Source organism: Yersinia sp. 22-579 (assembly GCF_030433455.1).
GTDB classification, from domain to species: Bacteria; Pseudomonadota; Gammaproteobacteria; order Enterobacterales; family Enterobacteriaceae; genus Yersinia; species Yersinia enterocolitica.
In genome coordinates this window covers 124,436-151,147 of sequence record NZ_JAUJTZ010000012.1, presented here as the reverse complement: position 1 = coordinate 151,147, position 26,712 = coordinate 124,436, and the positions used below count along the sequence as shown (strand labels likewise).

Genomic DNA, 26,712 nt, shown 5'->3' with positions numbered 1-26,712 from the left:
TGCTTTCCTTTCAGGGTCAATAAATATGAAGAGCATGTACGATTTGAAAGTATGGCACTCATTATGAAAAAGCCCCCAATCGGGGGCTTGAGTAGTTCTATCATTTAGAAAAACAAGATCATTTAGCCGGAGCGTCGATTTTGTCGTCAATGCGCTGCAACATATACGGGTAGAACGGATTTGATGAGATACGCATTAGTGAATCCAGCCCAACCACCAGAACAGCCCGCTCACCGCGTGCGGCAAATGTCCCCAGGCTAATACCATATTGGTCACGCGGTTCTGGGTAGCGACCATAAAGTGAATCACTCATTGGGAATGGTAATGCCACATGAGATAACGAGAAGATATCCGGCGGATAAATCAGCCCGGTCGGTGCTGAAGTCTCGTCGGTTTGGCCAGCCAATGTTGTCAACGCCACGGTTTCATTACTTTGTGGTGAGACGTTGCTGATAATCGTCACGCTGTAATTACGCGGTGGTGGCGGTAATAAACGAGCCAAAGCCGTATAAGAAGATGTTCTCAGTAATGGGCCGAAGCTTGCAGCACGGTTCAAGTCGAATAACACCACTTCACTGCCATTCTTAGGCAAATGATTATAAAGAGCCGTCACAACAGCACGGGTGCTAACTGTTGAATCCATTAATGACTGGAAGGTCAAAATTGGAGGTAACTCCGCCATCTTATTATTTCGGGCATCACGCGCAATTTGCTGCTGCAACACCGATGTCAGCAAATAAGACTGACGTGCAGCATTCACCGGGAATGAATTGTATTTGAATGGATTAAACTCGGGCACAATCCCTAACCAAGCCGCTTTGGCAAAGGCTGGGAAGATAGCTGGCCAACCGGCTATGCCAGCAAAACGCGCGAAACTTGTTACCCCAATCATTGGTGATATCAAAATAACGCGTTCAGGTTTTGCCAGTTTCGGGTCATCCAGGGAGTCGAGTGTGTATTTCATTGCCAATGCTCCGCCGTTGGAGAAACCAACAACATGCAATGGTAAATCAGGGCCACTCAGTGCTTTGGCTTCACGGACAGCAAGGCGAGTAGCCGCTAACCAGTCCTGCCATTCAACATCAGTCAACGCGCCGGGTACCGTGCCGTGAGCAGGTAAACGAATGCCAATAGCAACATATCCACGTTGACGATAATTCTCTGCAATATGACGCAAACTATAAGGAGTATCAGTCAGGCCATGCAGTAAGACGACGGCACCTTTAGGCTTACCTTCGGGTTGCAAAATATAAGAACGGTTCCAGTCATTTTTAAAATGAGGTGGATAAATTGAGCTACCAGAATAATAACGGTTTAATGGAACCTGAGTTCTGGGTTCCAGTTTTTCGGTAACATTGGTACGAACTTCATCGAAAATATTGTTTTCAGCTTTTATGTAATCCGCCCAACTGGCTTTATCAATCTCAGCGGCGCGCATGTCATGAGGGACAAACGTATGCCAAAGCTCCAGTTTCGGGCCGCGTTGTGTATCATAAATTCTTATCGCCAGTATGGTTACTGATATAACCACCAAGACCAGTACAATTCGTTTAATCCACCGCTTAATAGCTAGAGCTGGCATGGGCAGTTACTCCGTAGATATATAATTTTCATCATTAAGGTCACTTTATCACCATCTGGTTATGCCGCTACTTTAAACGCAAAGCATTATCTTGGTATATAGTGCGATATTAATAAAATTAGCATCCAGCTATTACTTTCAAAGAAACAACCTTAAACAGCTTAATTCCCCCGTTATCCACTCCATTTCACTTACCACTCCGCCCTGCCTCAAAATAAATCGGGCCGCAAATGTGATTAATTGCGGCCCGATTCAGAATGTCGATTGCTATGCTTCGCTGTTTTCCACCTGCTTCGCAATAACATGAACGGGTGTTTTACGTACCCAAACCCACCAGGCCAGTGTCATTAATATCACCCAAGCCAGGCCAACATACATAGCAATACGGGTATCAGGGAAATACCCTAAAACAGCAATAATAAAGGCCATAAAGATGATAGTGAGCATCGGAGCCACCGGCCAGAAAGGTACAGGGAAGGCGAGGCGGGCAACATTTTCTTTGCTCATTGAACGGCGCATCGCGACTTGTGAGATAAGGATCATTAGCCACACCCAGACGGTGGCAAAGGTCGCAATCGAGGCAATAATCAGGAATACATTTTTCGGAATCAGGTAATTCAACACCACACCCAATAACAGTGCAATTGCCATTACTAAAATAGTCATCCAAGGCACGCCATTACGGGTCAAACGGCTAAAGCATTTAGGTGCCAGCCCCTCTTGAGCCAGGCCATACATCATGCGACCAGCACCGTAAATATCGCTATTGATCGCCGAAATAGCCGCAGTAATCACCACCAAATTTAGAATGTTTGCAGCAGAACTGATCCCTAAGCTACTAAAAATTTCCACAAAAGGACTGCCATTTTGCCCAATGCTATTCCACGGATAAATAGCCATCAAAACAAATAAGGTCAGAACATAGAACAGTAGAATACGTACAGGAACAGTATTGATGGCACGGGGTAATACTTTTTCCGGATCTTTTGCCTCACTGGCAGTCACCCCGATGATTTCAATACCACCAAAAGCAAACATCACTACAGCAAATGAAGCAATCACACCTGTAATACCGTTTGGCATAAACCCTTGATGAGACCATAAATTACTGACCCCAGTACTCTCATGACCGGCACCGAAGCCAAACATCATAATGCCTAGCCCTGCCGCAATCATGGCAATAATCGCGGTTACTTTTAGCAGTGATAGCCAAAACTCCATTTCACCAAATACTTTTACTGAACACAGATTTAGCGCGCCAATAAAGAAAATAATACTCAGCACCCACACCCACTGCGGCGCATCCGGGAACCATAGTCCCATATAAATACCGAACGCCGTGACATCGGCCAGCGCCACAATGATCATCTCAAAGGTATAGGTCCAACCGGTGAGAAAACCCGCCAGTGGGCCAAGGTAACGGCTGGCGTAGTGGCCGAATGAACCCGCCACTGGATCATGCACCGCCATTTCGCCAAGTGCGCGCATCACCATGAATACGGCAGCACCACCAACCAGATAAGCGAGTAATACCGCTGGCCCGGCCAGACGGATTGCCTCGGCAGAACCATAAAACAAGCCGGTACCAATGGCAGAACCTAACGCCATGAACCGGATATGCCGGGCGCTAAGGCCGCGTTTGAGCGTGGATGAATCATTCTTCATGGTACATTCTCGCAAGATTTGTGCCCTTACAGGCAGGGGTTCAGAGAGGGTGATCCCGGTTACCGGGATCACCTATAGGCCAATGTTTTTAAATGCTTATTATTCGTTATTAAAGACTTGGTAGTAGATGCGCAGGCATCAGTTCATTCATATGACGCAGAGCAATGAGCTGGCTGGCAGCTTCAATATCGGGGGCAAAGAAACGGTCTTTTTCGTAGTAGGCCACATGCTTACGCAGTAACAAGCGAGCTGGTTCCAGAGCATCTGATGTTTTCAGGCCTTTGCGCAAATCCAGCCCCTGACATGCAGCCAACCACTCAACAGCCAGAATGCCGCGCACGTTTTCAGCCATCTCCCATAAGCGCTTACCTGCACGGGGTGCCATAGAAACATGGTCTTCCTGATTCGCTGAAGTTGGGATGCTGTCAACACTGGAGGGGAATGCCAGCCCTTTATTCTCACTGGTTAGTGCCGCCGCCGTAACCTGCGCAATCATAAAACCAGAGTTTACGCCGCCGTTCTCCACCAGAAATGGCGGTAGCTGCGACATATGTTTATCCATTAACAGCGAAATACGACGTTCTGCTAACGAGCCTATTTCTGCCAGCGCCAGCGCCAGATTATCTGCCGCCATTGCAACTGGTTCGGCATGGAAGTTACCGCCAGACAATACGTCACCCTGCTCAGCAAATACCAATGGATTATCTGACACCGCATTAGATTCAATCGCCAGAACTTCAGCAGCCTGGCGCATTTGGGTCAGACAAGCCCCCATGACCTGTGGCTGACAACGCAAAGAGTACGGGTCTTGAACTTTGTCACAATTACGGTGAGATTCAGAGACTTCACTACGTTCACCAAGCAAATGACGATAAGTGCTGGCGGCATCAATTTGCCCACGCTGGCCTCTAACCGCATGAATACGGGCATCAAACGGGCTACGAGAACCTAATGCCGCTTCAACCGTCAGGCTGCCAAAGACAGAGGCTGCGGCATAAAGGTCTTCCGCTTCAAACAAGCCGCGCAAAGCATAAGCAGTGGAAACCTGAGTACCATTAAGGAGTGCCAACCCTTCTTTTGCCGCCAATGTCAGCGGTTGCAAACCGGCTTTAGCCAGCGCTGCGCGAGCATCCAACCATTCCCCTTGATAGCGGGCTTTACCTTCACCGAGCAGCAGCAAACTCATGTGTGCCAACGGAGCCAGATCACCAGAAGCACCCACTGAGCCTTTTAGGGGTATATGTGGATAAACTTGTGCATTAACTAATGTTATCAACGCCTGAATAACCTCAAGCCTGATACCCGAAAAACCACGCGCCAGGCTATTGATTTTCAATACCATAATCAAGCGTACAATCGCGTCATCATTGGATTCCCCAACACCTGCTGCATGAGAAAGGACAATCGAGCGCTGTAGGTTTTCCAAATCTTCTGTCGCAATACGCGTGGAGGCCAACAGACCAAATCCAGTATTGATACCATACGCAGTACGCTTCTCTGCCAATATTTTCTGTACGCAATCCACACTTTGCTGAATAGGTGCATAAGCACTTTCATCCAAAGTTATTTTTACCGGGTGCTGATAAATATGTCGCAAATCAGCCAGCGTCATCTGGCCGGGACGCAGTGTCATTGTTGTTTTCATGCTTTTTTCCCCTGAGTTGCGGCAATCATTGGCAGGTTAAGCCCCTGCTCTTGTGCACAATTAATCGCGATGTCATAACCCGCATCTGCATGACGCATTACACCAGTAGCTGGATCATTATGTAATACTCGGGCGATACGTTCGGCTGCATCGTCGCTACCATCACATACCACTACCATGCCTGAATGTTGCGAGAAGCCCATACCAACGCCACCACCATGATGCAGTGATACCCAAGTCGCGCCACTGGCAGTATTCAGCAATGCATTGAGCAGCGGCCAGTCAGAGACGGCATCAGAACCATCCTGCATGGCTTCGGTTTCGCGATTAGGGCTGGCGACCGAGCCGGAATCAAGATGATCACGCCCAATCACAATCGGCGCTGACAGCTCACCTGTTCGTACCATCTCATTGAAGGCTAAACCTAATTTAGCGCGCTGCCCCAAGCCAACCCAGCAGATACGAGCCGGTAGCCCTTGGAAACTAATACGCTCACGGGCCATATCCAGCCAGTGATGTAAATGCTCATCATCTGGGATAAGTTCTTTAACCTTCGCATCCGTCTTATAAATATCTTCGGCGTCACCGGAAAGCGCGGCCCAGCGGAATGGGCCAACACCGCGACAGAATAATGGGCGAATATAAGCAGGAACAAAACCCGGGAAATCAAATGCATGGGTAACACCCATATCTTGCGCCATCTGACGGATATTGTTGCCGTAGTCAAAAGTCGGGATGCCCATATTGTGGAAAGCCAGCATTGCTTCAACATGTTCTGCCATTGAAGTTTTAGCTGCATTCACCACCAGCACCGGCTCACTTTGGGCACGGCGGCGATATTCTTCCCAGTTCCAGCCTTTTGGCAGATAGCCATTCAGCGGATCATGAGCACTGGTTTGGTCGGTCACCATATCCGGACGAACCCCACGGCGTACCAGCTCAGGTAAGATTTCAGCTGCATTGCCACATAATGCGATAGAAACAGCTTTGCCAGCAGAAGTGTATTTTTTGATACGCGCCAACGCATCATCAAGATCTGTTGCTTGTTCATCGACATAGCGGGTTTTGAGGCGGAAATCGATACGGCTTTGCTGGCATTCAATATTCAAAGAGCAAGCTCCGGCCAAGGTAGCCGCCAGTGGTTGCGCGCCTCCCATGCCACCCAGCCCAGCCGTTAATACCCAGCGCCCTTTCAAGCTACCGCCAAAGTGTTGCCGCCCCGCTTCGACAAAGGTTTCATAGGTGCCCTGTACAATGCCCTGGCTACCAATATAGATCCAACTGCCCGCCGTCATCTGGCCGTACATGGCCAACCCTTTGGCGTCCAACTCATTAAAATGTTCCCAATTAGCCCAATGCGGAACTAAATTAGAATTAGCAATCAGCACCCTCGGTGCATTACTGTGGGTTTTAAAGACGCCTACGGGCTTACCAGATTGAATCAATAAGGTCTCGTCATCATTCAGATGAGTGAGGCTTTCGACAATCTTGTCATAGCATTCCCAGTTACGGGCCGCACGACCAATACCACCGTAAACAACTAATTCTTTTGGATTCTCAGCCACTTCGGGGTCGAGATTATTCATTAACATACGCAGCGGGGCTTCGGTCATCCAACTTTTAGCAGTTAGTTTTGTGCCACGCGAAGCTCGAATCTCAGTATCACGGAATCTATTTTGGGCAGTCACGGCAATTTCCTTCAACCAGTTTTTCAGGTATCAACGACATTACTTAGTTTGAATATTTATTAACATATACTCGTATAGACAAGTACAATCAAGCACCAGAAAAACAGCGATAAGCCACCACTCATCTGAAAACGAATAATATTAATAATGTTTAAAATTAATTGGTTATAAGAATTCTCACTTCGTACTAAGACAAAGTGGGAGGATTTTCGACGTGATTTTGCCAAAGAAACCAGCATAAAATTGGTCTGTTTTTGCGCACGGAGTCACATATATTTCACACGAATTTTACATTACGACATTCAAAATGCGGGATTCCCGCAGGCAAACTGCGGACTGTGTATCAGAGGGAAGTAATACAATTGACTCAGAATGTCTTCTGCATGATGCCGATCAGTTGCAGTAAATTTGCATCGTGCTTCTGCGCTTTATGCATATAGGCATAAACATGGCTACTTCTTTTAGTGAAAAAATCACATTGCACTGTTTTTAAAGCGAAATTTTGTAGTATTCTCTCTATTTTCCAATAGCATGACTAATACCAGAGGGGGCCATATCCAATTTTTCTGATGCACTGGACATACTCCGAGCATCAACCACGGCGACCAAAAAACTTAATTAAATTATAATCAAATTGTTTATGCATAGTGCAGACTACCCCAGCGTTTCCCACCTTAAGCATCGCCTAATGTTGATATTCTGAATTTCAGAAAATAGCAATTCCATCCTGTCGATTACTCAAAAAATCGCCTTGGTTTTAAATAACGTCATTCAGCAAGCGACCTGCCGCTTGCAATAAACCTAAAATATTACCGAGGCAATTTTTAACATGGCTAACCGAAAATTCTTAAGTAGAAACGAAGTTGAACGTCTGCTTGACGCAATTCCTGCTAATAAAAATACAGCCGTGATAAATGCATGCTGTTGATGTGTTTTATCCACGGCTTACGCACCACTGAGCTTCGTAGCTTACGGTTACAGGATGTGGATTTGGCTGGCAATCGCCTGAATGTTTCACGTTTAAAAAACGGTTTTTCAGTACAACATCCGATTCAACCTCATGAAAAAGCTGCCATACTCGCCTAACTGGCGCTGCGTGCTCAATATCTGGAGGCTGATAGCGATTTTCTGTTTCTATCACGATATGGTGGCCAGCTTTCGCGCCAGCAGCTGCATCGTTTGATGCGTGATTATGGCCAGTTAGCTGGGATACATATACTTACAACCCCATTAAATATTATCTATGAATAACATCTAACGTTGCTGTCGGGTTCGCAATATCTGCTGTAACAGCATTACCGGCTTGATAATATCTGGCGCGAAGAGAATGAGTTTATTGCCAGCCGACGATGTCTTTTGATAGATATAGTTATTAAATTCTGCTGAAGATAGCGATATCAACTAATATCAACATTCTCATATTAATTACTCTTTTTATCCACACTGTCCGTGCAGCATATGAACGCTATTTGTTTCTATTTTTCCAGAGAGGGAATAATCCACATGGCACTGCTGCGAAGTGTCATGGCCCCATTTCACAATTAATTGGCCGCTGTCTGCCAACCCGGTTAGATAAACCTGCCCAGTATCACCGACAATAAAACCCTGGCCCTTGGTAGCCATATCGCTCACGGTGGCGCCAAATGGCACTGGTGCTCCATCAGGGCGCAGTAGCGTCATCATCGCACGCCCACCAATCTGGGTAACAAAGCTGGCTCGTACTACCGCACCACGCGTCGGCACCACATTCTGGGTATTCTGGTTAAGCTCCACATCATCCGAAAGCGTCGCACTATTCAGTGCTATCTTATTTTTACGGTAAGGACTGATGTAAGGCACAATAGCATAGCCGCGATAATCGGTTTTCACCCCTGTCTGACTGCTCAGTTCCACAGACTTTGCTCCTGGAGCTTTAACCAGCGCGATGGTTTCACCTAATGGTTGACCAAAGGTAACACCATCGCTGTGTGCCACTATTCCGCCCTGTACCCCATAGTTCACCCGCTGCATGTCATTGTCATAGGCATAACCGGCGTTGATTGCACCATAGGTACCGCGATAATCCGCAGCCAGATTGCCGCTATTACCTTGCCTCTGGCTACCATAACCTTGCTGTGCATTCCAGCTCAGATTATTACCAGCCAGTGCGGTACCCTTTAGGCCAGCAATTTGAGTGGTACTCCCCTTCTTGCTGGTATTCATGGTGTAACTGGCATAAGTGTTACCCAGTAAAATGGCTAATGGCACACTAATATTGAAAGCAATAACCTGATCTTTTCCATATTTTTTACCGCTACCTGCACTACTGGCCATAAAATTAAGGTTATAGCTGTAATTCATACCATAGCTAACCTTGTGCCAACTGTTGTTGTAGCCCACTCCGTAGGATTGCAAACGTCGATTACTGTTCCAGTAATCCTCATTCACTAAACTAAGTGACACTGAACCGATTTCCTGCCACAAACTCTGAGTCATGGTCGCCTCAGCACGATTGCGGCGACGCTCTGACAGGGCGGTATTCTGACCTTTACGATAACTATCCAGCGTCTCCTGCAAGTTGTAATAACCTGCGGTTGCGTAGCGGTAACCCGCAATGGCAATGTTGGTTCCTGTTTGTGCCATATTCTTGCTATATCGAGTCCGCAGAGATTGGCCACTTCTCTGTGGTTGGTTTTGCATGGTGGCTTGGGCATGTGTGACATCCACTGATACCGCACCCAACTTCCCCAGATTATCTCCCAGCCCGCAAGCTAAAGATTGATAGTGACTCGCGCCCTGAATACCACCATAAATTGTTATGCCATAAGGGAATCCATAGGTGCCCGTACCTTGCACAAAGGGAGTTCTCTCAATACGGCTGTTGTAGGAACGATATTGTCCACCGGTGAGTGCATATTTCAGTCGCCCTTCCCGCTGTAATACTGGCAAGGAAGCAAAAGGCACCACAATCAGTTGTTCGCTGCCATCCGCTTCTTTTACTGTTACATGGAGATCACCACTGGTACCCGTTGGAAACATATCTGTGATTTCAAATGCACCTGGTGCGACAAAATGTTGATAAACGACATAGCCATTCTGACGGATAGTCACTTCAGCATTGCTATGGGCTATACCACGTACCACTGGCGCATACCCTTTCAAGCTATCAGGCACCATGTCATCATCAGAAGCCAGTTGCGCGCCACGAAATGGCACACCATCAAACACATCGGCCAGCGAATTGCTATCACCCAAAATCAACTGACTCTTCAATGCAATAATATTGCGCTGTACATAGGTATAGACGGTGTCCCACTGGTCCTGACGGCCACTACTGCGATTCCAGGTGATATAGCTACTCAGTCGCCACGGACCAATGTTAAAGCCGGGCCGCAGGTTGGCATATTGGCTATTGCTATCATTATTCTTGCCATTACGGGGACTATTTTGCGCACCACTGACACTGTAATTAAGTAACAACGCCGTAATACCATCATCCCATTGGCTGGGTTCTACATAGCCACGCGCTTTGTCGGTGATGGCTGCCTGCGGGATACTGATCAACAACTGCTGCGTACTCAAACGAAACTCGGCGCTGGCCTGCGGAATAGCGCTAAGATCAGCACATTCGCTATCCCCCAGTTGTGGGAAAGCTTCAATTTTAACCCCAACCTCCGCCAATGCTTTGGCACTCAGGCAGGGCTGGAGGCTCTCTTTACCTACAGCATTTTTTTGCATGCTAAACACCACATCACGAGTATCCAACAGCTCATTATTGATATAAATGTCGACACGATAGGTGCCGGATGCCTGATTGGGCTCCTGCTCAAACACCGATAGATCAGTGTGGCTTTGTTGCTGGTTATCAATTTCCAGCAATGCCGAGTTAAAGTGCTCTTCGGCCCGCACACTTGCAGAGGCCCCCCCCAACAAAGTGGCAAGCCAAAGAGCCAATATCATTAGCCGCCCAACTGGGCAGTAAATGGTTTTCATCCGATTTGTTCCGATATTTCAAAAGGGGCTTTCTCAGCGCCACCGTATCTGATTCAATCTTGGGTTGAATCAGATACGGTGTTTTGCTTGGATTATTGACGCTCAGTAAAGACTCTTTGCTACCTCCGTCGTAAACCAGCCGGGTTCCGCCAATAATGACGCCCGCCGGTGTTGCACTAGCCTGTAATAACAATACGACCGCCAGTGTGACTAACATAAATTTCATGGTGAATATTCCAGTCATGTTTCTGGGAACGAGTTGGCGCTAACTAGCCCGAATATCAAATCCTATCCACATTTAGACGATGTGGGATGGTGTAGTTAACAGTGAAGCTGGCAGTTGAATTAGCCGGCCCTGCGGTTACGGGTGCAGTAATCGCAATGTAACGGGCCGCCGCAGCTATCAGATTATTTTTCATAAATACATTCCTTAAAAAGACACTATTTCTTGATGTAAAACGTTATTTCTGACATAGAGTCATATCGCCACATTTTTATTTAGTTCAGCGAGGTCATTCCTCGCCAAATAAACAATTTATGAGAATTTCGTTTAAGACAAGACGATTCGTTTTGAACTAAAGTTCACCCAGAGAAATAAATAACCACACTCTAATCACCATATTTATTTAAACCTCTCAGCGTTTCCTTAGGTATATATTACCGTGTTATTAATATTACGTTAACCAAGATAACCCTGCATTAAACAAGTATCAATTCTCCGGTCTGCCAATGCGAAACCACAGCCATATCTTAATACATAAGGATGCGCGGCAATAGTAAGATCAGCTAACTCAATATAATGAAGAATTAGCCAGTAAATACGTTATCTGGATAAACGACTTCCTTTTTCTGATAAGAATAACCACTCACTATCTGAGCCTTCATACTTATCACGTATATTTAACCATGCATATAATGCTTTACGTTTTTTTAAATAATGGGTGTCGTGATGAGTTGCAGCTAATAGCTGGTCTACTTCAGCCGGTGTCAAATTTTTGCGATTTGACATATATCCTCTTTCGGTTAACAGGGTTATTAGTTAATCGAAGATAAACATTTTAAGACAAGATTAAAAAATATTAAACAGAATGGTATGAGTGAATTTTCTAATGGAGATAAAAATAGCGCGAATTTATTTTATAAAAATAAATTAAATAAAAAACTGGCTTATATTTTTATTAATACAAGCCAGAAATTATAATCTTATCAACAATACACTCTGCAAACCTTGCCAGAACAAGTGAGGGTAAATTGACCGACGAAGGCCGGAATAAATGCAGACTGCCCTGCGTTTAATATTAATGCTTCACCACTGGCATGATGGAGTGTGGCAACGCCACTGATGACCAAAATAATTTCGGCGCTATCGGCGGTTATCGCTCGGCTCTCCACATTGGAGAAAATACAAAAGCGGAAATCATCTACCGGAACGCTGTAATTAAAGCACTCTTGGGTTTGGCTGGGTCTCAGGAGTAAATCATTGGGCTTTATAGAGGTAAACGTCGTACACAGCACCAACTCAGAAAGATTGATTTTTTTGCTGGTAAGCCCTGCACGCAACACGTTATCAGAGCTGGCCATGACTTCAATAGCCGTACCTTTTACGTAGGCATGAAGTGTGCCCGGCTGTAGAAACATCGCCTCCCCTGGTGCCAAAGTAATGCAATTTAATAATAAGGGAGCAAAAACACCGATATCATCTGGATAGGATTGATTGAGGTTATGAATCAATGTTGCCAGTTCTGGTGAGAAACAAGCCGACGCCTGACTCACCAGCTGTCGTACCACCTGTTGGCACAATTCGGGTGTTAACTGCATCAGCGTGACGAAAAACAGCTTCAAACCGTCAGCATTCGGCTGAGTTATCAAGGCATCGAGTGCCGCAGTAATGGCGGGTATATCGAGTGTTTTAAAGTGTGCAATTATCTGGTCAACTTCCCGAAAGCCATTCATGGCCTGAAAAGGTGTTATGGCATAAACCAGTTCAGGCTTATGGTTAGTATCATTATAATCAGGTGATGCGGCGCGATGTGGTTGCCGTTGCTGCTGCCAAAATCCGGTTTCAGCCTGCGCTTTTTGGGGATGAACCTGAATAGACAGAGCACTTTCAGCAGACAGTATTTTCAACAAAAAAGGCAGATCACCGAAACGCTCCGCCGTTGATGTCCCCAGAATTCGACATTTATCCTCAGCGATCACATCCGATAATGCTTTAATCTGGCTCAGCTCATTGATAGTAGAAACTCCCGCCGGGTGGACGCCCATCCACAGTTCGGCCTGCGGTTGCCCATCAGGATTAGGGATATTAAACAATTGGTTTAGCGCAGTACGGCTTCCCCAAACATAATTTTTAACTCTATTATCAAGCTGATAAAAACAGCGCGATAGCTTGCTGCTCATAACCTTCACTCCTTTAATGGCTTAATCCTGTCGGCTAAACTGGTTAGTTTCAGCAAGAGATTTAAACCACAACCCATTGCGTTTTATTTGCCGTTCGCCAGTAGCCAAATCCAGCCGATAGAAACCATAACGCCGTTTAAAAGAGTTAATCCATGACCAGTTATCAATAAACGTCCACTGATGGACACCAAAACAATTCGCTCCCTCATTGATTGCCCGATGCAACTGAACCAAATGTTCTTCCATTAAGGCAATACGAAAACTGTCATCAATCACGCCATCTACCTGCACTGGCCCTTCTGATGCCAAATCCATGGCAATGCCAATTTCAGCCAGATACCATTTAATATTGCCGTAATTGTCACGAATATTGGCCGCAATATCATAAATAGCCTGCGGCAGAATTTCGTTATTATCACGGTAGGGGTTAAAACGACCATCAGGATCGACATAATTTTCGAAGTAATATTCTGGGGTAAAATAATCAAGGGTGTATTCGCTTTCGCGCGCCTTTACCCGACGAGGAACATAGTAATTTACCCCCAAAAAATCTATGCGAGAGTCGGTAATTAAGCAGACATCTTCTTTGCTGACGGTGGGTAGGCAATCATGGGTTGCCAGTATTTCACACAGCTCTTGAGGAAACTGATGTTTCACTAAAGGGTCGAGGAAGCTGCGGTTAAAGAGTAAATCGGCATACCAGGCTGCTTTTTGGTCTTCCGGCGAATCACTACGGGTATAGGAAGGTGTGAGATTAAGCACCACACCAATTTCTCCGGTAAGGTGCAGTTCGCGATAACATTTTACCGCTTTAGCATGCGCCAGCATGATATTGAATGCTACCTGAGCGGCCAGTTTGCCATCTTTTTTACACGGGTAATGGAAGTCATACAGATATCCGCCTTCCACCGGGACGATCGGTTCGTTGAAAGTGGTCCAGTATTTGATTTTATGACCAAACAGTTCAAAAGCTGTTTTGGCAAAATGGGCGAACAACTCGGCTACGTAGCGAGATTCAAACCCACCATAACGATTTTGTAATTCTTCTGGCATGTCAAAATGATAAAGATTAATTATTGGTTCAATGCCATTGCGGATCATCTCGTCAAAATAGTCATGATAAAAGCGCACCGCATCATCGTTCGGTTTACCCGTTTCAAAATCCTCAATCAAACGCGACCACTGAATTGACGTGCGAAATGAGTTAAAGCCAATGTTTTTCATCAGCGCGACGTCTTCTTTATATTTGTGCAGTGTTTCGCACACTTTGGTCGGGCCGATTTGTTGAAAGAAACGCTCTGGATGACTGGCAAACCAGCTGTCCCAAATGGATCGGTGCGGTTTATTGTCAGTGCCTTCAGTCTGTGGACCAGACGCCGCTGCCCCCCAGAAAAAACCAGCGGGGAACTGATATGTTGTCATACAACCTCCTAAGGATTCCGGTGCCTGGCACCTGAAAAGGCTGCGCCAGTGAAGGCGCAGCGAAAAAAACTACTCTGCTGTCACCTGCATGGACTTAATGAACATATAGCCCCAGTCACCGGAAAACTTACCAAAACCAAGGGTGTTCTCCCCCTGTTTTAGTTGTACCGGCACCACCATTTCCTGACCTTTTTCATCGGTTTCCGGGAATTCAATTTGTAGTGGATTATCACTGTTTACCTGAATCGAGTTTTTCTTACCGCCCCATTTACCATTAAAGAAAATATGCAGTTTGTATGCACCGTCCCATGGCGCATTAATATGCCAGGAGACTTTATCGCCTTCGTTGACAAACGGCCCGAGGAACCCATCATCTCCGGTGGCAAGCTGGTTTTCATCACTCTTCACCACATTCACTTTGCCGTCGTTAATACCGAGTTGTGAGCTGGCAAAATTGCAGTAGTCCGCTGGCGCTTTAGCGGTTGCTTTACTCACCGCAACCTCAACCACTTTGCGGCTTTTTAGTAACCCATCATCCGCAGTAAAGGTCAGTGAGTAATTCCCTGCCGCTGGGAACCAAACACGAGTGGAGGCCTGATCATCGTGACAAAAATGTGCCTGGTGCTTGCCGCTACTCGTCCATTTCACACTCACACCATGGCCGGGCAAGTTATCGTCCTGCCAACGAGCATCAAGGCCGATTCCCTTATCCTGTGTGGTCGTCGCCTTATCATTCAGCTCGATAACCGGAGCCTGATTTTTCTGGTGATGGGTAATGCTGATAACGTTGGACGGAGCAGATTTGCCGGATTCGTTCTTGGCTACTACTCGGTAATAGTAGGTTTTACCTAATGTCAAAGTAGAATAATCATCGCGGAACAAGTCCATTTTGGCTGGGTCCCACGCCTGAATACCGTCAGAAATGTCATGACCTACTACTTTCCATGGGCCATTTTCACTGTCTGCGCGCTCTACGTCATAACTACGGCCAACAGCGGCCCCCATCCAATTAATTGCGAATGGTGATTGGCTAGCGTGTAACTGTGGTGCATCGGGTACTGGCAATGGCGGGGCCTTATCAAGCCCGGACATCTGTGCAGAAGCAGTACGCACCAGATTCACCACATCCATTTCCTGATTTACCTTTCCTTCAGGGAAGCCAGGTAAGTGATAACTGTAGTGGCCGGTGTACTCTTTGTGCCAGTAAAATCCCCCATCCTGGCGATGCCCACGGAAGCCCCAGATAAAGCCCCCTGCGGCCTTGGCACCATTAACATCGGTGTGAACAATAGACTGCATAATGCTATTTAGTTCACTGCTGTCCAGAAGACCAAACTCGCCCACCAGATAAACTTTTTTGCCACCGATAGCCGTTAAGTCTTTCTTCACCTGATCCGGGTGGTTATTGCCAGCGTTGGTGTAATAGTGATTGCTGACGATATCGACATTCGGATCATTAACTGAGAAATCATTAATCTTCTTATAAGTGCCATCGACCACTAATTGATGCGGAGCCAACTTTTTAATCCACGCGGCCGTTTCGTGCAAAAAGGCCGCGTTGGTATCCTCCAGTTCGTTACCCGTTTCCCAAGCCATAATGGCTTTTTCATCATAATAGGGGCGGCCAGTAACCGTATTGGTTCGGGTAATAACCTGACGGATAACATCTTTATAAGCCTGATAGGTTTTGCTGGAGGTATCGTAAAATGCCTCAGGTTTTTCGTGATAAAACGCAGCTAATTGTTCTCGACCTCCCCACCACCACCAGTGGTCAATAAACGGCAAGATAAGCCGCAGCCCTTGCTTATCAGCTTCGGCTATCATGTTGTCATAAACCGTCATCGCTTTTTCGTTCAGCCGTGGCATACCATCCGGTGTGGAAGGTGCCAGAATATGAGTTTCACGTCCGCAGCCTTTATCATTCTCCTGCTGAACTGATAGTACGTAGACGCGCTGGGCTTTCGCACCAGTTGCTACCATCGCCTTGATCCAATTTTCCTGCTCTTGAGCAGTCGGCCATTTAAAATATTGCCCCCACCCTCGCGGATCCGCTTTACAGGTGCCACGAGCATCATCTTCAATGCGGTGTAATTCAGGCGCATGAATCCCGGCAAACCGGAAGGTCTTGTCTCCCTCCATTAACTCCGCGCCCTGACGAGTAATAAAGTGCTCAAAATGAGACTGTTCAGCCGCCATCACACCCGTGCTTGCCAATGCTGATAACAGGGATAGCAACAGCGTTTTTCTTCGGATAATTTTCATCATTCGCCCCTTAGAACCACACTTCAGCTTGAATACCAAAGTTCAGCGTGTCGGTTTTCCCACTACGGCTATAACCTCCGGCGCTGATACTATTGGTGTCCCAGTTGTAATTGCCATCAAGGGCATCAGATACGCCTTTATCCCATTTGGCATAAGTGGCAAAAACGCGCAGTTGTGGGCGGCTCCAGAATCCGGAATCGAAAGTCAATGTTGGGGCAATAGTGACTTTGGTTAAGCCACCTTTTCCTTTGCCATCAACACCTTTGTAGTTGTCATCATCCAAATACTCATAACCCACTTCATATTGCATAGCGAAGTGTTTGGTAATTTGCTGATAAGGACGAACTCCGGCAACCCAGCTTGTCCGCCCCCAACCTTTCTCATCACTGCTCCACCAACGGTAGTTTTTATCTTTTTGGTAGTAGGCAAAGGTAGCAATATCCCATTCACCCAGTGAGGCCACCCCGTCAAGCACCACTCGCCAGGATTGAGTATCTTCCAGGTTGGCCCACCCCCAGCCGTTCTTACCCAAAGAATCCCCCGCGGCCAGCCCTCGACCATACTGCACAACGAATTTGGAATATCCGCCAGCGACGCCATAAAATCCGTCGAAATTATAAATACCCGTGAAGCCATAACCTTTTTCCGCCGCATCCACATGTTTTTCGCTGTTATTCATGTGATGACCGACCACTTCCAGGTCAATGGGAGACCCACCAATCTTCTTCAACCATAGGTTCAGGGAATAATCATCGGGGTAGCCCTGATCACTTTTATCCACCGGGAATGCTTTGCTTTCATCGGTTGGAGTAAAAGCGTAGATACCAGCATCAAAACGTGCGAAGCCTAAGTCCAGGTTATCGAACCCGCCCCCAGTCCCGTTGTATTGAATATATTCCCAGTCAAACTGATGGCTTGAGGTGTTGGAACTGCTGTAGCGTTTTCCGCCCCAAAAAGCCACTTCAGGAGCAAAGTCGAGGTTAGTCATTTCGACATAACCTTCACGAAATTGTACTGCCTTGCCATCTTCATCCAGACAGTTCCAGTCAGAGGTACATTTACTTTGATGGGTGATATTGGCCTGAATTTTGGCCACTGCACCAGAGTCTGATGTCAGCGTAACCCGCGGAACTAATTCAATTTTCGTATCATCTTCGTTACCAAGACGCCATTTCCCATCAGGCATCAAGCCAACAGAATCGACACGGTTACCATCGCTATTAGCCAAAATGCCAGAGCGAATATAACCATGTAACGCGAAATCATATTTTTCTGCACTGGCCTGATGACTCATGGCCGTCAGGATGAGCAAAGACAGAGGCATTAATTGGTTCAGACTTTTCATAATTTCCCTTGTGTTTTTTTTGATTGGAATAGCATCTGAATAACGCGTCGGGAAATTTACGGAATAGAAACGGAAATGTACATCCAATAACGGAAAGCGCTTTCCGTATTTGCCGGATCAAGTCACAAATTAGCCAGTAATCCCCTTAGAATTGTGATTGGAGTCGCATTTTTAGTTGTAGAGGGCGGGGAGTGCCAACCCTAACAACGGGTAAGCACATCAATGGCGAGAAAACAGTATCTATTATTTACTTTCTAAATCAGCAAGTTGCTTTTCATACACACAAAAGAAAGGGCGATATAACATCCAGGAGTTGAAGATGGCAAACAAGCACATACACATGTTTTTCCAACTGCCGTTCGCAGCCCATGCAGCGCCTAAGGGTGAGGGCATAGACCAGGGCAACATAGCAACCGCTCTGTCCAATACCCCTAGATGAGTAAGATACCAGGCAATGCAGGCATTGATCATCGGAACACCAATAAATGGCAATAAAAACACAGGGTTAAGAATAATTGGAAAACCAAATAAAATGGGTTCATTGATATTAAACAGCGAGGGAATCAAACCAATTTTTCCAACACTTTTGAGCTGGCTGGAGCGGCTGCGCATCGCCATAAAAACCAGCGGCAATGTTGAGCCAATGCCGCCAATTAATAAGTAAAAATCCCAGAATCCTTGTAAATAAATATGGGGTAGCTGGATCACACCATTAGCCAGAGCCTCTTGATTTTCAACTAAATATGTCATCCAAAATGGGTTCATAATACCTGTGACAATCAGTGCGCCGTGAATACCAACAAACCACAATAACTGGCAAATAAGTAAGGAAATCAAAATAGCTGTCAGAGTATCAGAGGCAATGATTAACGGGCGGAGTGCTTCACTGATCAGATTCGGTAACATCATTCCTGTCGAAAGCTGCAATAGCGTATTCATCACGCTAATGGACAACATAATGACCAATAGCGGGACCAATAACTGAAAGCTATTACGCGTCATCAGAGGGACTTCCTGAGGTAAGCGTATGCACCAACCTTTTTTATAGAAAAATCTTATTATTTCAATGGAATAAAAACTTGAGAACAAGGCAGTAAACATCCCCATCCCACTTAAAAATATATTGGGTGCGGTGCCCTCTTTGAACCCAATAAACATCAGAAAAGCCAGGCAGCCAGTGAGCCCAGCAAGCCGTTCAGGTAGTCGATATTGCTTAGCCAGGCTGGCACTGGCACCAAAGGCAATAATCAACGAGATCAGGCCTAATGTTAGTTCAAAGATAGGCATCAGTATTGGCCGAAAAAGCAAATACCACGTCCCGAAGCGGCCATCAATATTGATAGAAAATGGCGGAAAAATCAGTGGAACCATCAAGCTACCTACGATCACAAAGGGCATTGCCAGAGCAAAGCTGTCGCGCATAGCCGTGATGTGATGGTTGCGGGTAAGCATATTGGCAAAGGGAGTCAGGCGCTGCTCAATCAGAGCGACGGCAACATTCATGATCTGGATATTCATGGTGGAACCTTTCTGGGGCTGTTTTATGGAAGGATGATGGCGTACATCACAGCAAAGCGAAAGCCTCCATCTGGTGATCAGGCTCACATTTAAATGATCCATAAACGGAAAGCGCTTTCCGTTTATTTCCATCATGGCTATAGTCCGCTCGTTATCACTGTCGTTATTTATTTCGGAGCTACCCATGAAAAAAATCATGCTTTGTTGTTCTGCGGGAATGTCTACCAGCATGCTGGTAAAGAAAATGGTTGAGGAAGCGGAGAAAAGAAATCTTGAAGTTGATATTAAGGCTTTCGGTGTCGTGGAGTTTGAACAGAACGTTGGTGATTATCAGGTCGTTTTATTAGGGCCACAGGTGAAATATATGCAACATGATCTACAGAATAAAGCCAATGCATACGGCATTAAAGTCGAACCCATCAATATGATGGATTACGGCATGCAAAAAGGTGCTGCGGTTTTAGATTTTGCCCTTTCACTAATTGATAATAACAAATAAGGGATAAGCCATGGGTTCTCTGTACAGTAAATTAATCGACGTGATTGAACAGAAAATCACGCCAATGGCGGGCGCAATAGGTCAGCAGAAATATGTTACATCCATTCGTGATGGATTTATTGCCGCACTCCCTTTCATGATTGTTGGTTCATTCATGTTAGTTTTTATATTTCCACCTTTCTCGCCTGATACAACTTGGGGATTCGCTCGCGCCTGGTTGCAATTTTCATTAGAACATCGTGCCAGCTTAATGCTGCCTTTTAATTTCAGCATGGGGATCATGACCCTATTTATTGCAGTTGGGATCGCAGCGAGTTTAGCGCGCCACCATAATCTCGATCCTTTAACTTCGGGCATGTTATCGCTGATGGCATTCTTATTGGTTGCTGCCCCCTTAAGAGACGGACAAATATCCACAGCTTATTTTTCTGGCCAGGGGATTTTTACCGCTATTCTGGTCGCTATCTATTCCACTGAACTTTATGCCTTTCTCAAGCGTCATAATATTACTATCCGTCTGCCACCTGAAGTTCCAACCGGTGTTGCTCGCTCATTTGAGATTTTAATTCCTGTTCTAGCGGTCATCCTGACTCTGCACCCACTTAATTTATTTATTGAAGCGCAATTGGGAATGATTATTCCTGAAGCTATTATGTCGCTGGTAAAACCCTTGGTTGCAGCCTCTGATACCCTACCTGCTATTTTAATCTCGGTACTGGTTTGCCAAGTATTATGGTTTGCCGGTATTCACGGCGCACTGATTGTCACAGGTATTATGAACCCATTCTGGATGGCAAATCTGTCTGTAAACCAGGCGGCAATGGCGGCTAGTCAGGCTATTCCACACATCTATGTGCAGGGATTCTGGGATCACTATCTGCTTATTGGCGGCGTGGGTTCCACACTACCACTAGCATTGCTACTCATGCGCAGCAAAGCAGTTCATCTACGCACAATTGGCCGAATGGGTATTGTGCCAGGCATGTTCAATATCAATGAGCCTATTTTGTTCGGCGCCCCTATCATTATGAATCCATTGTTCTTTATTCCGTTTGTACTCGTGCCTATGGTCAACGCCACACTCGCCTACTTCGCACTGGATTTTGATTTGGTCTCCCGAGTAGTTCAAATGACACCTTGGACAACCCCTGCACCAATCGGTGCTTCATGGGCTGCCAACTGGACGTTTAGCCCGGTCATTTTGTGCCTGATATGCATGGCAACCTCTGCTGTTATGTATTTCCCATTCCTCAAGGCTTATGAAAAGCAGTTATTGGAACAGGAAACAGACAAAACCACAGAACATAATACAACCGCACAAACAGGCGCGGCATAAATTACAATTACGATACCACCGAGGTCATTAATGGAATTAGAAGAACAGGTTATGGGCATTATTATTAATGCCGGTCAGTCACGAAGCCTATGCTATGAAGCGTTACGTAGCGCTAAAGAAAATAACTTCGCGGATGCCGATGACAAAATGAAAGAAGCTGAATATTACGCTAAACAGGCCCATTTGGTACAAACCAAACTCATTGAAGCTGATGAAGGTGAAGGAAAAACCAAAATGACACTGGTAATGGTTCATGCTCAGGATCATTTAATGACTTCAATCCTGGCAAAAGAATTAGTGACTGAACTGATCGACCTTTACCGCACCAGACAATAATAGTTCAAATTTCATGTTATAAGTCAGAGAGGCATACCCTCTCTGACCATTTTTTTAAGTTCTCTGTGAGGTTAATATGTTTCATCTCGGACTGGATATTGGCGGCACTAAAATTGAAGCAGTATTATTAGATTCTCATGGAGAAATACAACTACGTGAACGCCGCCCAACTCGCAAAGAGAGTTATCAAAGTTTTATAGATAACCTGATCTTTTTTATTAATGAAATAAAGAATAAAACTAGTAGTGAATTTACACTCGGTATTGGGCTGCCAGGCACAATCGATCCAGTAAGTGGCTTAATTAAAAACTGTAATTGCCTGGTACTGAATGGCCAGGATTTAACCGGGGATTTAACTCAGCATTTAAAGCAACCCGTTTTTCTCGCAAATGATGCTGACTGTTTTACTCTTTCTGAGGCTGTAGATGGCGCCGGTTCCAGCTATAACACAGTATTTGGTGTAATAGTGGGTACCGGTTGTGGTGGTGGTATCGTGGTGAATAAAAAACTGCTTTCAGGGCCAAATGCCATTACCGGAGAATGGGGTCACAACCCGCTCCCCGGATTTATGACGGAGCAAGATGGTATAGCGCAGCAGTGTTATTGTGGTCAGAAAAACTGTGTTGAAAGTTTTATTTCAGGGACAGGTTTTGCACAACGTTTTAATCAACAGTGGCACATGCAACTCAGCGCCGAAGATATTATCGCCGCCGCCCGAGAAAAAGAACCCCGCGCGCTGGCACATTACCATCATTTTATCGATGCCTTTGCCCGCAGTCTTGCGGCTGTTATTAATACGCTAGACCCTCATGCCATTGTCATCGGCGGAGGTTTATCTAACGTGGCGAGTCTTTACGACGATTTGCCCAGTGTCATCAGGGAATATATTTTCTCAAGTGATTGCCGCACAACTATTCTGAAAGCTAAATTCGGTGACTCCAGTGGAGTACGCGGGGCTGCATGGCTGCCTATATTGCAGATAAATAAACAGATATAGCAGAGCCAGGAGTGGCAACACTGTGAACAATTATCTCGGTTATTTATGCTACTATAATGGGAAAATCGTTACGCAGAAGACGCAATGCCAACAATCGATGATGTTTCCAAGTTAGCCAATGTTTCCAGAGCCACGGTATCGCGCGTTCTTACCGGAACACGTGGTGTGCGCGACGAAAGTCGGGAAGCAGTATTACGTGCTGTCGAGCAACTCAATTATCGTCCGAGTTTTGCCGCCCAAAGTCTGGCCAGCCAGACTTCCAGCTACGTTGGCATTGTACTACCGACTTGTGAAGCAGAGCTTTCTGCCATTCTATTGCCACAGCTATCTCGCGCAATGAAAAATCTCAATAAAACACTTATTGTTCAGTATGTTAATGACGACACTGAACAACAAATGTTTATCGAGGAACTCCAACATCAATGTGTGGCTGTTGTCGTCTTGGGGAAACTCAGCGCTAACGCGCCGCAGAACGTCATTGCATTCGATCAGTTTGCTGTTACCGGGGCAGACAGTCGCGGCTATGACTATGCGTTTGCAACAGAAAGTGCCTGCCGATACGTGATTGGTAAAGGCCATAGAAATATCGCGTTACTCATTGATAATGAAGATGATGATGCCAGCCGCCAGATGGTAGAGGGTTACCGTAACGTATTGCAAAACTTCTCACTGCCTTTTAACCGGCAGTTATTGTTAGCCGCAAAAAATAACGTAGAGCAAGCCTTACTGACTCTAATTAACAGCTTTACCCGTTATTCAGTCATTATTGTAAAACGCGATAGTTATGCCGCTGAAGCTATGCGCCTGATGCGTGAATTTAACATTGTCGTGCCACAGGAGGTTTCATTGCTAAGTCTGGAAGACTCTCCGCTGGCCTCGCTGCTTTACCCGCCGCTAACTTGTATTTCCTATCCTTCAGAACAGTTATTAGAAAATTGCCTGCAACGCATACGCGGCCTAATTGAACAGCATCCCATTTTTGTTCCTGAAGGGCATGCCGTGACTGGTAGGTTAATTGCCAGAGCCTCTGTTGCTGATATTTCTTGAGACGGCTTATTAAGTCAAAGCAGGCCCACAACACTATAAATAACAGACCATATCCATACATCTCAAGTTGGCCTGCGCCAATTGGGATGGATAAAAACTCTCGCCAATGAGTATAAATCCATTCTTTTCATAAAATACCGATGCATTAGGTGTTGCGGCCAGTGTTAACTTTGCAAAACCCCGCTGTTTTGCTTCTTGTTTGATGGCAGTCAGAATCAAAGACGCCATACCGCGGCCTTCAAATTCAGGTAATGTAAAAATAGCTTCGACGCTGCCGGATGAGAGATCTAAAAACCCAGTGGCAACAGCAAGCTGGCTAACTGGGTCATCGATGACAAAAAATGGATTACGCGCCACTGCCTTAGGATATCCCTCAGGCATCTGATCCGGTGTCCAAGCTATCAATATTTTTTCATCATACACATTTCGACACCCATGCCTTATGGCCTTATTCCTTACCAACCATAACTGACCTGCTTCATCAGGTGACGCCAACCTGACCTCCATACATCCCCCTGTTTTTATTAGGCATAACAGCGCAAGCCCCAAAATAATAAAAGCCCCGACTACACTAGTCAGGGCTTTTAAGGTACTACACATTTAAAATTAAACATTAATCAACTTAATAACGTGATACTTATCTTGGTACTGTTTATAAAGATGTACATGTTTTACAGGAATATTTTCGTTTAGAACTAACTCTGCCCTCCAATATATTAACTGAATGGTAACATTCCCAACTTATTAAATTTAGCCATACTTTTGATAAGACTGACTAAATTAGTACATCACCCTCGCGATATATACTCTTTGTTACGTGGCTTTACTTTCGTCGCGATATTCTCGATCTCATACTGAAGTACACAAATCGCGAACATTACTATTAACAACAAAGCCTTAACTCATCGCGTGTCGTCCACAAAATGCGATTATGAAGATTTACTGCGTGACCTTAAAACATCATCGCATGAGTAAATTATAAGTAAACTCATAACGAATCTCACATAAAAAAATATTTCGTGACCTTTATCGCATTATTTTAAATCTGCTACATGGACACCGGCTAAATAAAAAGTTCGCTACTAATTGCACCGGTGTTAAATTCCAATCTACGTGTTCTACATCAGATGTCAATACTGTTTTTAAGCACATGTCTTTATTATCAGTACTATTGAAGATTTTATGATGATTTATTGATTTAGATTAGTATAAATCACCCATAATCAAGGACTCAGGCATCAAGACAATTCACATATAACCCTACGAGAGAGTTAGTGAACTAATACTAGAAACCAATAAATGTAAATTCGTGAGCTGAGTGATCGCCTAACATCTTTCACATCGGGGATAGGAACATCTGTGACTCTGCCCGCTTTTAATTCATCATGACAGAAAAGCATCTCTAAAATGGCAGTACTTTTATGCCCCCAGCACAGGGTAGAAACCAGTAGACCACGGTAGATTCAGACAGACTGTTTTCATTGTAACCATTGGATTATAAAAGGATTTATTGACGAAGAGAGAAAGCGAGAGATAGGCTTTGGCGGAAGATCACAGGAGTCGAACCTGCCAAGGACCGCTGGCGGCCCCATCTGGATTTGAAGTCCAGCCGCCCCACCGGGGACGATGATCTTCCAGAGAAGATATGAGTGTAAGGCGGTGATTATAGCGTGTTTATTATATGGTGCTATTCATTCAATAGGCATGATGAATAAATTCCCTCGCCAGGCGGAATCTAATGTCATCGCCTGCGGCTTAAAAACGACTAATAGCTGACCTCGCCATATTTATCACGATGCTCTTTTGGCGTGATCGAATAGCCTTTTTTGAAGACCGAATAGAAATATTGCAGCGATGGATAACCACACATTTGGGAGATTTCATTGATGGGTAATGAAGTTGCAGCCAACAAATTGCGCGCCCGATCGAGCTTCTCTTCATGAATAACACCATGAATAGTCTGCCCAATATCATCTTTAAAGCGCTTTTCCAGATTTGAGCGCGACATCCCTACTGCATCCAGCACCTGTTCAACCTTAATCCCCTTGCAGGCATGATGGCGGATATAGTGCATCGCCTGAATCACGGCCGGATCACGTAATGAGCGAAAATCTGTCGAACGCCGCGCCATCACTTTCACCGGAGGCACCAGAATACGCTGCAATGGCGCAGCTTCTTGTTGTTTCTGGCGCTGATTAAGGCGCTGATGCAATAACTTAGCCGCGCGATAGCCCATCTGCCGCGTCCCCTGCACCACCGACGAAAGTGCCACTCGCGACAAATAGCGGGTTAGTTCTTCATTATCAATACCAATCACACTCAATTTCTCTGGCACCGCAATATCCAGATGCTCGCACACTTGCAATAAATGCCGCGCCCGCGCGTCAGTGACAGCAATAATACCCGTCTGATGTGGCAGAGTTTGCACCCAATCCGCCAGCCGATTTTGCGTGTATTGCCAGTTGGCGGGCGCAGTGGCCATCCCCTGATAGACCACACCTTGATATTGCTCTGCCGCGACTAATTGCCGGAAGGCATACTCTCGCTCCTGCGCCCAGCGTTTATCACTACTGGCCGGCAAACCATAAAAAGCAAAACGGTTTAAACCCTTCTCTTTCAGATGCATAAATGCCGCCTCAACCAGAGCTGAGTTATCCGTTGCAATATAATCTACTGCTGGATAATCCTCTGACTGATGATAAGACCCCCCCACGCCGATAATCGGAACATCAACATTCGCCAGCAGCTGCTCTATCTGCCGATCATCAAAATCGGCAATAACACCATCGCCTAACCAATCCCTGATATTCTCAATGCGGCAGCGAAAATCCTCTTCTATAAAAATATCCCAGTCGCACTGTGAGGCCTGCAAATACTCACCGACACCTTCCACCACTTGCCGGTCGTATACTTTGTTAGCATTAAATAACAAGGTTATCCGGTAGCGTTTCTCAAACATGGGAATAGCTCCTGAAATAGGTGGGGGAATAACAGACAA

Annotated in this window: 22 protein-coding genes and 1 tRNA gene; 6 read left to right on the top strand and 17 right to left on the bottom strand. The window is 45.7% G+C overall.

The annotated features are described in order from the left end of the window. Nucleotides 1-118: 118 nt before the first annotated feature. The 5 genes from QSV56_RS15635 to QSV56_RS15615 all read right to left on the bottom strand — a co-directional run bounded on the left by QSV56_RS15635 (nucleotide 119) and on the right by QSV56_RS15615 (nucleotide 7,162). Nucleotides 119-1,582: a carboxylesterase gene (locus tag QSV56_RS15635; RefSeq protein WP_019084149.1), complete on the bottom strand. Its 1,464-nt coding sequence runs from the start codon at nucleotides 1,580-1,582 to the stop codon at nucleotides 119-121. Between the two features lie 267 nt (nucleotides 1,583-1,849). After that, complete coding sequence (locus QSV56_RS15630) at nucleotides 1,850-3,247, bottom strand: amino acid permease (RefSeq protein ID WP_019081401.1); 1,398 nt, start codon at nucleotides 3,245-3,247, stop codon at nucleotides 1,850-1,852. Between the two features lie 109 nt (nucleotides 3,248-3,356). After that, nucleotides 3,357-4,892: a histidine ammonia-lyase gene (gene hutH / locus QSV56_RS15625; protein ID WP_301212971.1), complete on the bottom strand. Its 1,536-nt coding sequence runs from the start codon at nucleotides 4,890-4,892 to the stop codon at nucleotides 3,357-3,359. Continuing rightward, nucleotides 4,889-6,580, bottom strand: a complete 1,692-nt coding sequence (hutU, locus tag QSV56_RS15620) for a urocanate hydratase (protein ID WP_057629881.1) — start codon at nucleotides 6,578-6,580, stop codon at nucleotides 4,889-4,891. The genes hutH and hutU overlap by 4 nt, the downstream gene beginning before the upstream one ends. A 516-nt stretch (nucleotides 6,581-7,096) precedes the next feature. Continuing rightward, a complete protein-coding gene (locus QSV56_RS15615) occupies nucleotides 7,097-7,162 on the bottom strand; it encodes a hypothetical protein (protein WP_289824046.1) in 66 nt (21 codons plus the stop codon). A gap of 336 nt (nucleotides 7,163-7,498) precedes the next feature. Between QSV56_RS15615 and QSV56_RS15610 the strand changes: the two genes are divergently transcribed. After that, nucleotides 7,499-7,666, top strand: coding sequence for a tyrosine-type recombinase/integrase (locus QSV56_RS15610; RefSeq protein ID WP_019081405.1), 168 nt, complete (start codon nucleotides 7,499-7,501; stop codon nucleotides 7,664-7,666). Nucleotides 7,667-8,014: 348 nt separating this feature from the next. Here the strand turns inward: QSV56_RS15610 and QSV56_RS15605 are convergent, their stop codons facing one another. The 9 genes from QSV56_RS15605 to QSV56_RS15565 form a co-directional block, all read right to left on the bottom strand. Beyond that, complete coding sequence (locus QSV56_RS15605) at nucleotides 8,015-10,552, bottom strand: fimbria/pilus outer membrane usher protein (protein ID WP_301212970.1); 2,538 nt, start codon at nucleotides 10,550-10,552, stop codon at nucleotides 8,015-8,017. Further along, a complete protein-coding gene (locus tag QSV56_RS15600) occupies nucleotides 10,446-10,778 on the bottom strand; it encodes a fimbria/pilus periplasmic chaperone (RefSeq protein ID WP_050162739.1) in 333 nt (110 codons plus the stop codon). Before QSV56_RS15600 ends, QSV56_RS15605 begins: the two co-directional genes overlap by 107 nt. A gap of 55 nt (nucleotides 10,779-10,833) precedes the next feature. Beyond that, nucleotides 10,834-10,971: a hypothetical protein gene (locus tag QSV56_RS15595; protein ID WP_019081407.1), complete on the bottom strand. Its 138-nt coding sequence runs from the start codon at nucleotides 10,969-10,971 to the stop codon at nucleotides 10,834-10,836. 404 nt (nucleotides 10,972-11,375) lie between these two features. Continuing rightward, nucleotides 11,376-11,561 carry a hypothetical protein gene (locus QSV56_RS15590; RefSeq protein ID WP_050132216.1) on the bottom strand — a complete coding sequence of 62 codons (186 nt, stop codon included), beginning with the start codon at nucleotides 11,559-11,561 and terminating at the stop codon, nucleotides 11,376-11,378. A 197-nt stretch (nucleotides 11,562-11,758) separates the two neighbouring features. After that, nucleotides 11,759-12,952 carry a mannose-6-phosphate isomerase, class I gene (manA, locus tag QSV56_RS15585; RefSeq protein ID WP_050158371.1) on the bottom strand — a complete coding sequence of 398 codons (1,194 nt, stop codon included), beginning with the start codon at nucleotides 12,950-12,952 and terminating at the stop codon, nucleotides 11,759-11,761. A 21-nt stretch (nucleotides 12,953-12,973) separates the two neighbouring features. Next, nucleotides 12,974-14,374 (bottom strand): glycoside hydrolase family 1 protein, encoded by a 1,401-nt coding sequence (locus tag QSV56_RS15580; protein WP_019084153.1) that lies wholly within the window; start codon nucleotides 14,372-14,374, stop codon nucleotides 12,974-12,976. Nucleotides 14,375-14,443: 69 nt separating this feature from the next. Further along, complete coding sequence (locus QSV56_RS15575; RefSeq protein WP_050335319.1) at nucleotides 14,444-16,636, bottom strand: CBM35 domain-containing protein; 2,193 nt, start codon at nucleotides 16,634-16,636, stop codon at nucleotides 14,444-14,446. A 10-nt stretch (nucleotides 16,637-16,646) separates the two neighbouring features. Beyond that, nucleotides 16,647-17,981, bottom strand: coding sequence for a carbohydrate porin (locus tag QSV56_RS15570; RefSeq protein ID WP_019081411.1), 1,335 nt, complete (start codon nucleotides 17,979-17,981; stop codon nucleotides 16,647-16,649). Between the two features lie 243 nt (nucleotides 17,982-18,224). After that, entirely contained in the window at nucleotides 18,225-19,499 is a 1,275-nt protein-coding gene (locus tag QSV56_RS15565) for a PTS cellobiose transporter subunit IIC (RefSeq protein WP_019081412.1), read from the bottom strand. 184 nt (nucleotides 19,500-19,683) lie between these two features. On the opposite strand from QSV56_RS15565, the gene QSV56_RS15560 reads away from it, so the two are divergent. From QSV56_RS15560 to QSV56_RS15540, 5 genes are all read left to right on the top strand, one after another. Further along, nucleotides 19,684-19,998 (top strand): PTS sugar transporter subunit IIB, encoded by a 315-nt coding sequence (locus QSV56_RS15560; RefSeq protein ID WP_019081413.1) that lies wholly within the window; start codon nucleotides 19,684-19,686, stop codon nucleotides 19,996-19,998. Between the two features lie 10 nt (nucleotides 19,999-20,008). Further along, entirely contained in the window at nucleotides 20,009-21,334 is a 1,326-nt protein-coding gene (locus QSV56_RS15555; RefSeq protein ID WP_019081414.1) for a PTS cellobiose transporter subunit IIC, read from the top strand. 30 nt (nucleotides 21,335-21,364) lie between these two features. Then, nucleotides 21,365-21,670 carry a PTS lactose/cellobiose transporter subunit IIA gene (locus tag QSV56_RS15550; protein ID WP_019081415.1) on the top strand — a complete coding sequence of 102 codons (306 nt, stop codon included), beginning with the start codon at nucleotides 21,365-21,367 and terminating at the stop codon, nucleotides 21,668-21,670. Nucleotides 21,671-21,746: 76 nt separating this feature from the next. Further along, a complete protein-coding gene (locus QSV56_RS15545) occupies nucleotides 21,747-22,667 on the top strand; it encodes an ROK family protein (RefSeq protein ID WP_019081416.1) in 921 nt (306 codons plus the stop codon). A gap of 84 nt (nucleotides 22,668-22,751) precedes the next feature. After that, complete coding sequence (locus tag QSV56_RS15540) at nucleotides 22,752-23,714, top strand: LacI family DNA-binding transcriptional regulator (protein ID WP_019084155.1); 963 nt, start codon at nucleotides 22,752-22,754, stop codon at nucleotides 23,712-23,714. A 33-nt stretch (nucleotides 23,715-23,747) separates the two neighbouring features. On the opposite strand, the gene QSV56_RS15535 is transcribed toward QSV56_RS15540, so the two are convergent. From QSV56_RS15535 to xylR, 3 genes are all read right to left on the bottom strand, one after another. Continuing rightward, nucleotides 23,748-24,221 (bottom strand): GNAT family N-acetyltransferase, encoded by a 474-nt coding sequence (locus QSV56_RS15535; protein ID WP_026018329.1) that lies wholly within the window; start codon nucleotides 24,219-24,221, stop codon nucleotides 23,748-23,750. Between the two features lie 1,034 nt (nucleotides 24,222-25,255). Beyond that, nucleotides 25,256-25,350 (bottom strand) — tRNA-Sec (locus tag QSV56_RS15530). 129 nt (nucleotides 25,351-25,479) lie between these two features. Beyond that, nucleotides 25,480-26,673: a D-xylose utilization transcriptional activator XylR gene (gene xylR, locus QSV56_RS15525; protein WP_019081419.1), complete on the bottom strand. Its 1,194-nt coding sequence runs from the start codon at nucleotides 26,671-26,673 to the stop codon at nucleotides 25,480-25,482. Nucleotides 26,674-26,712 lie beyond the last annotated feature (39 nt).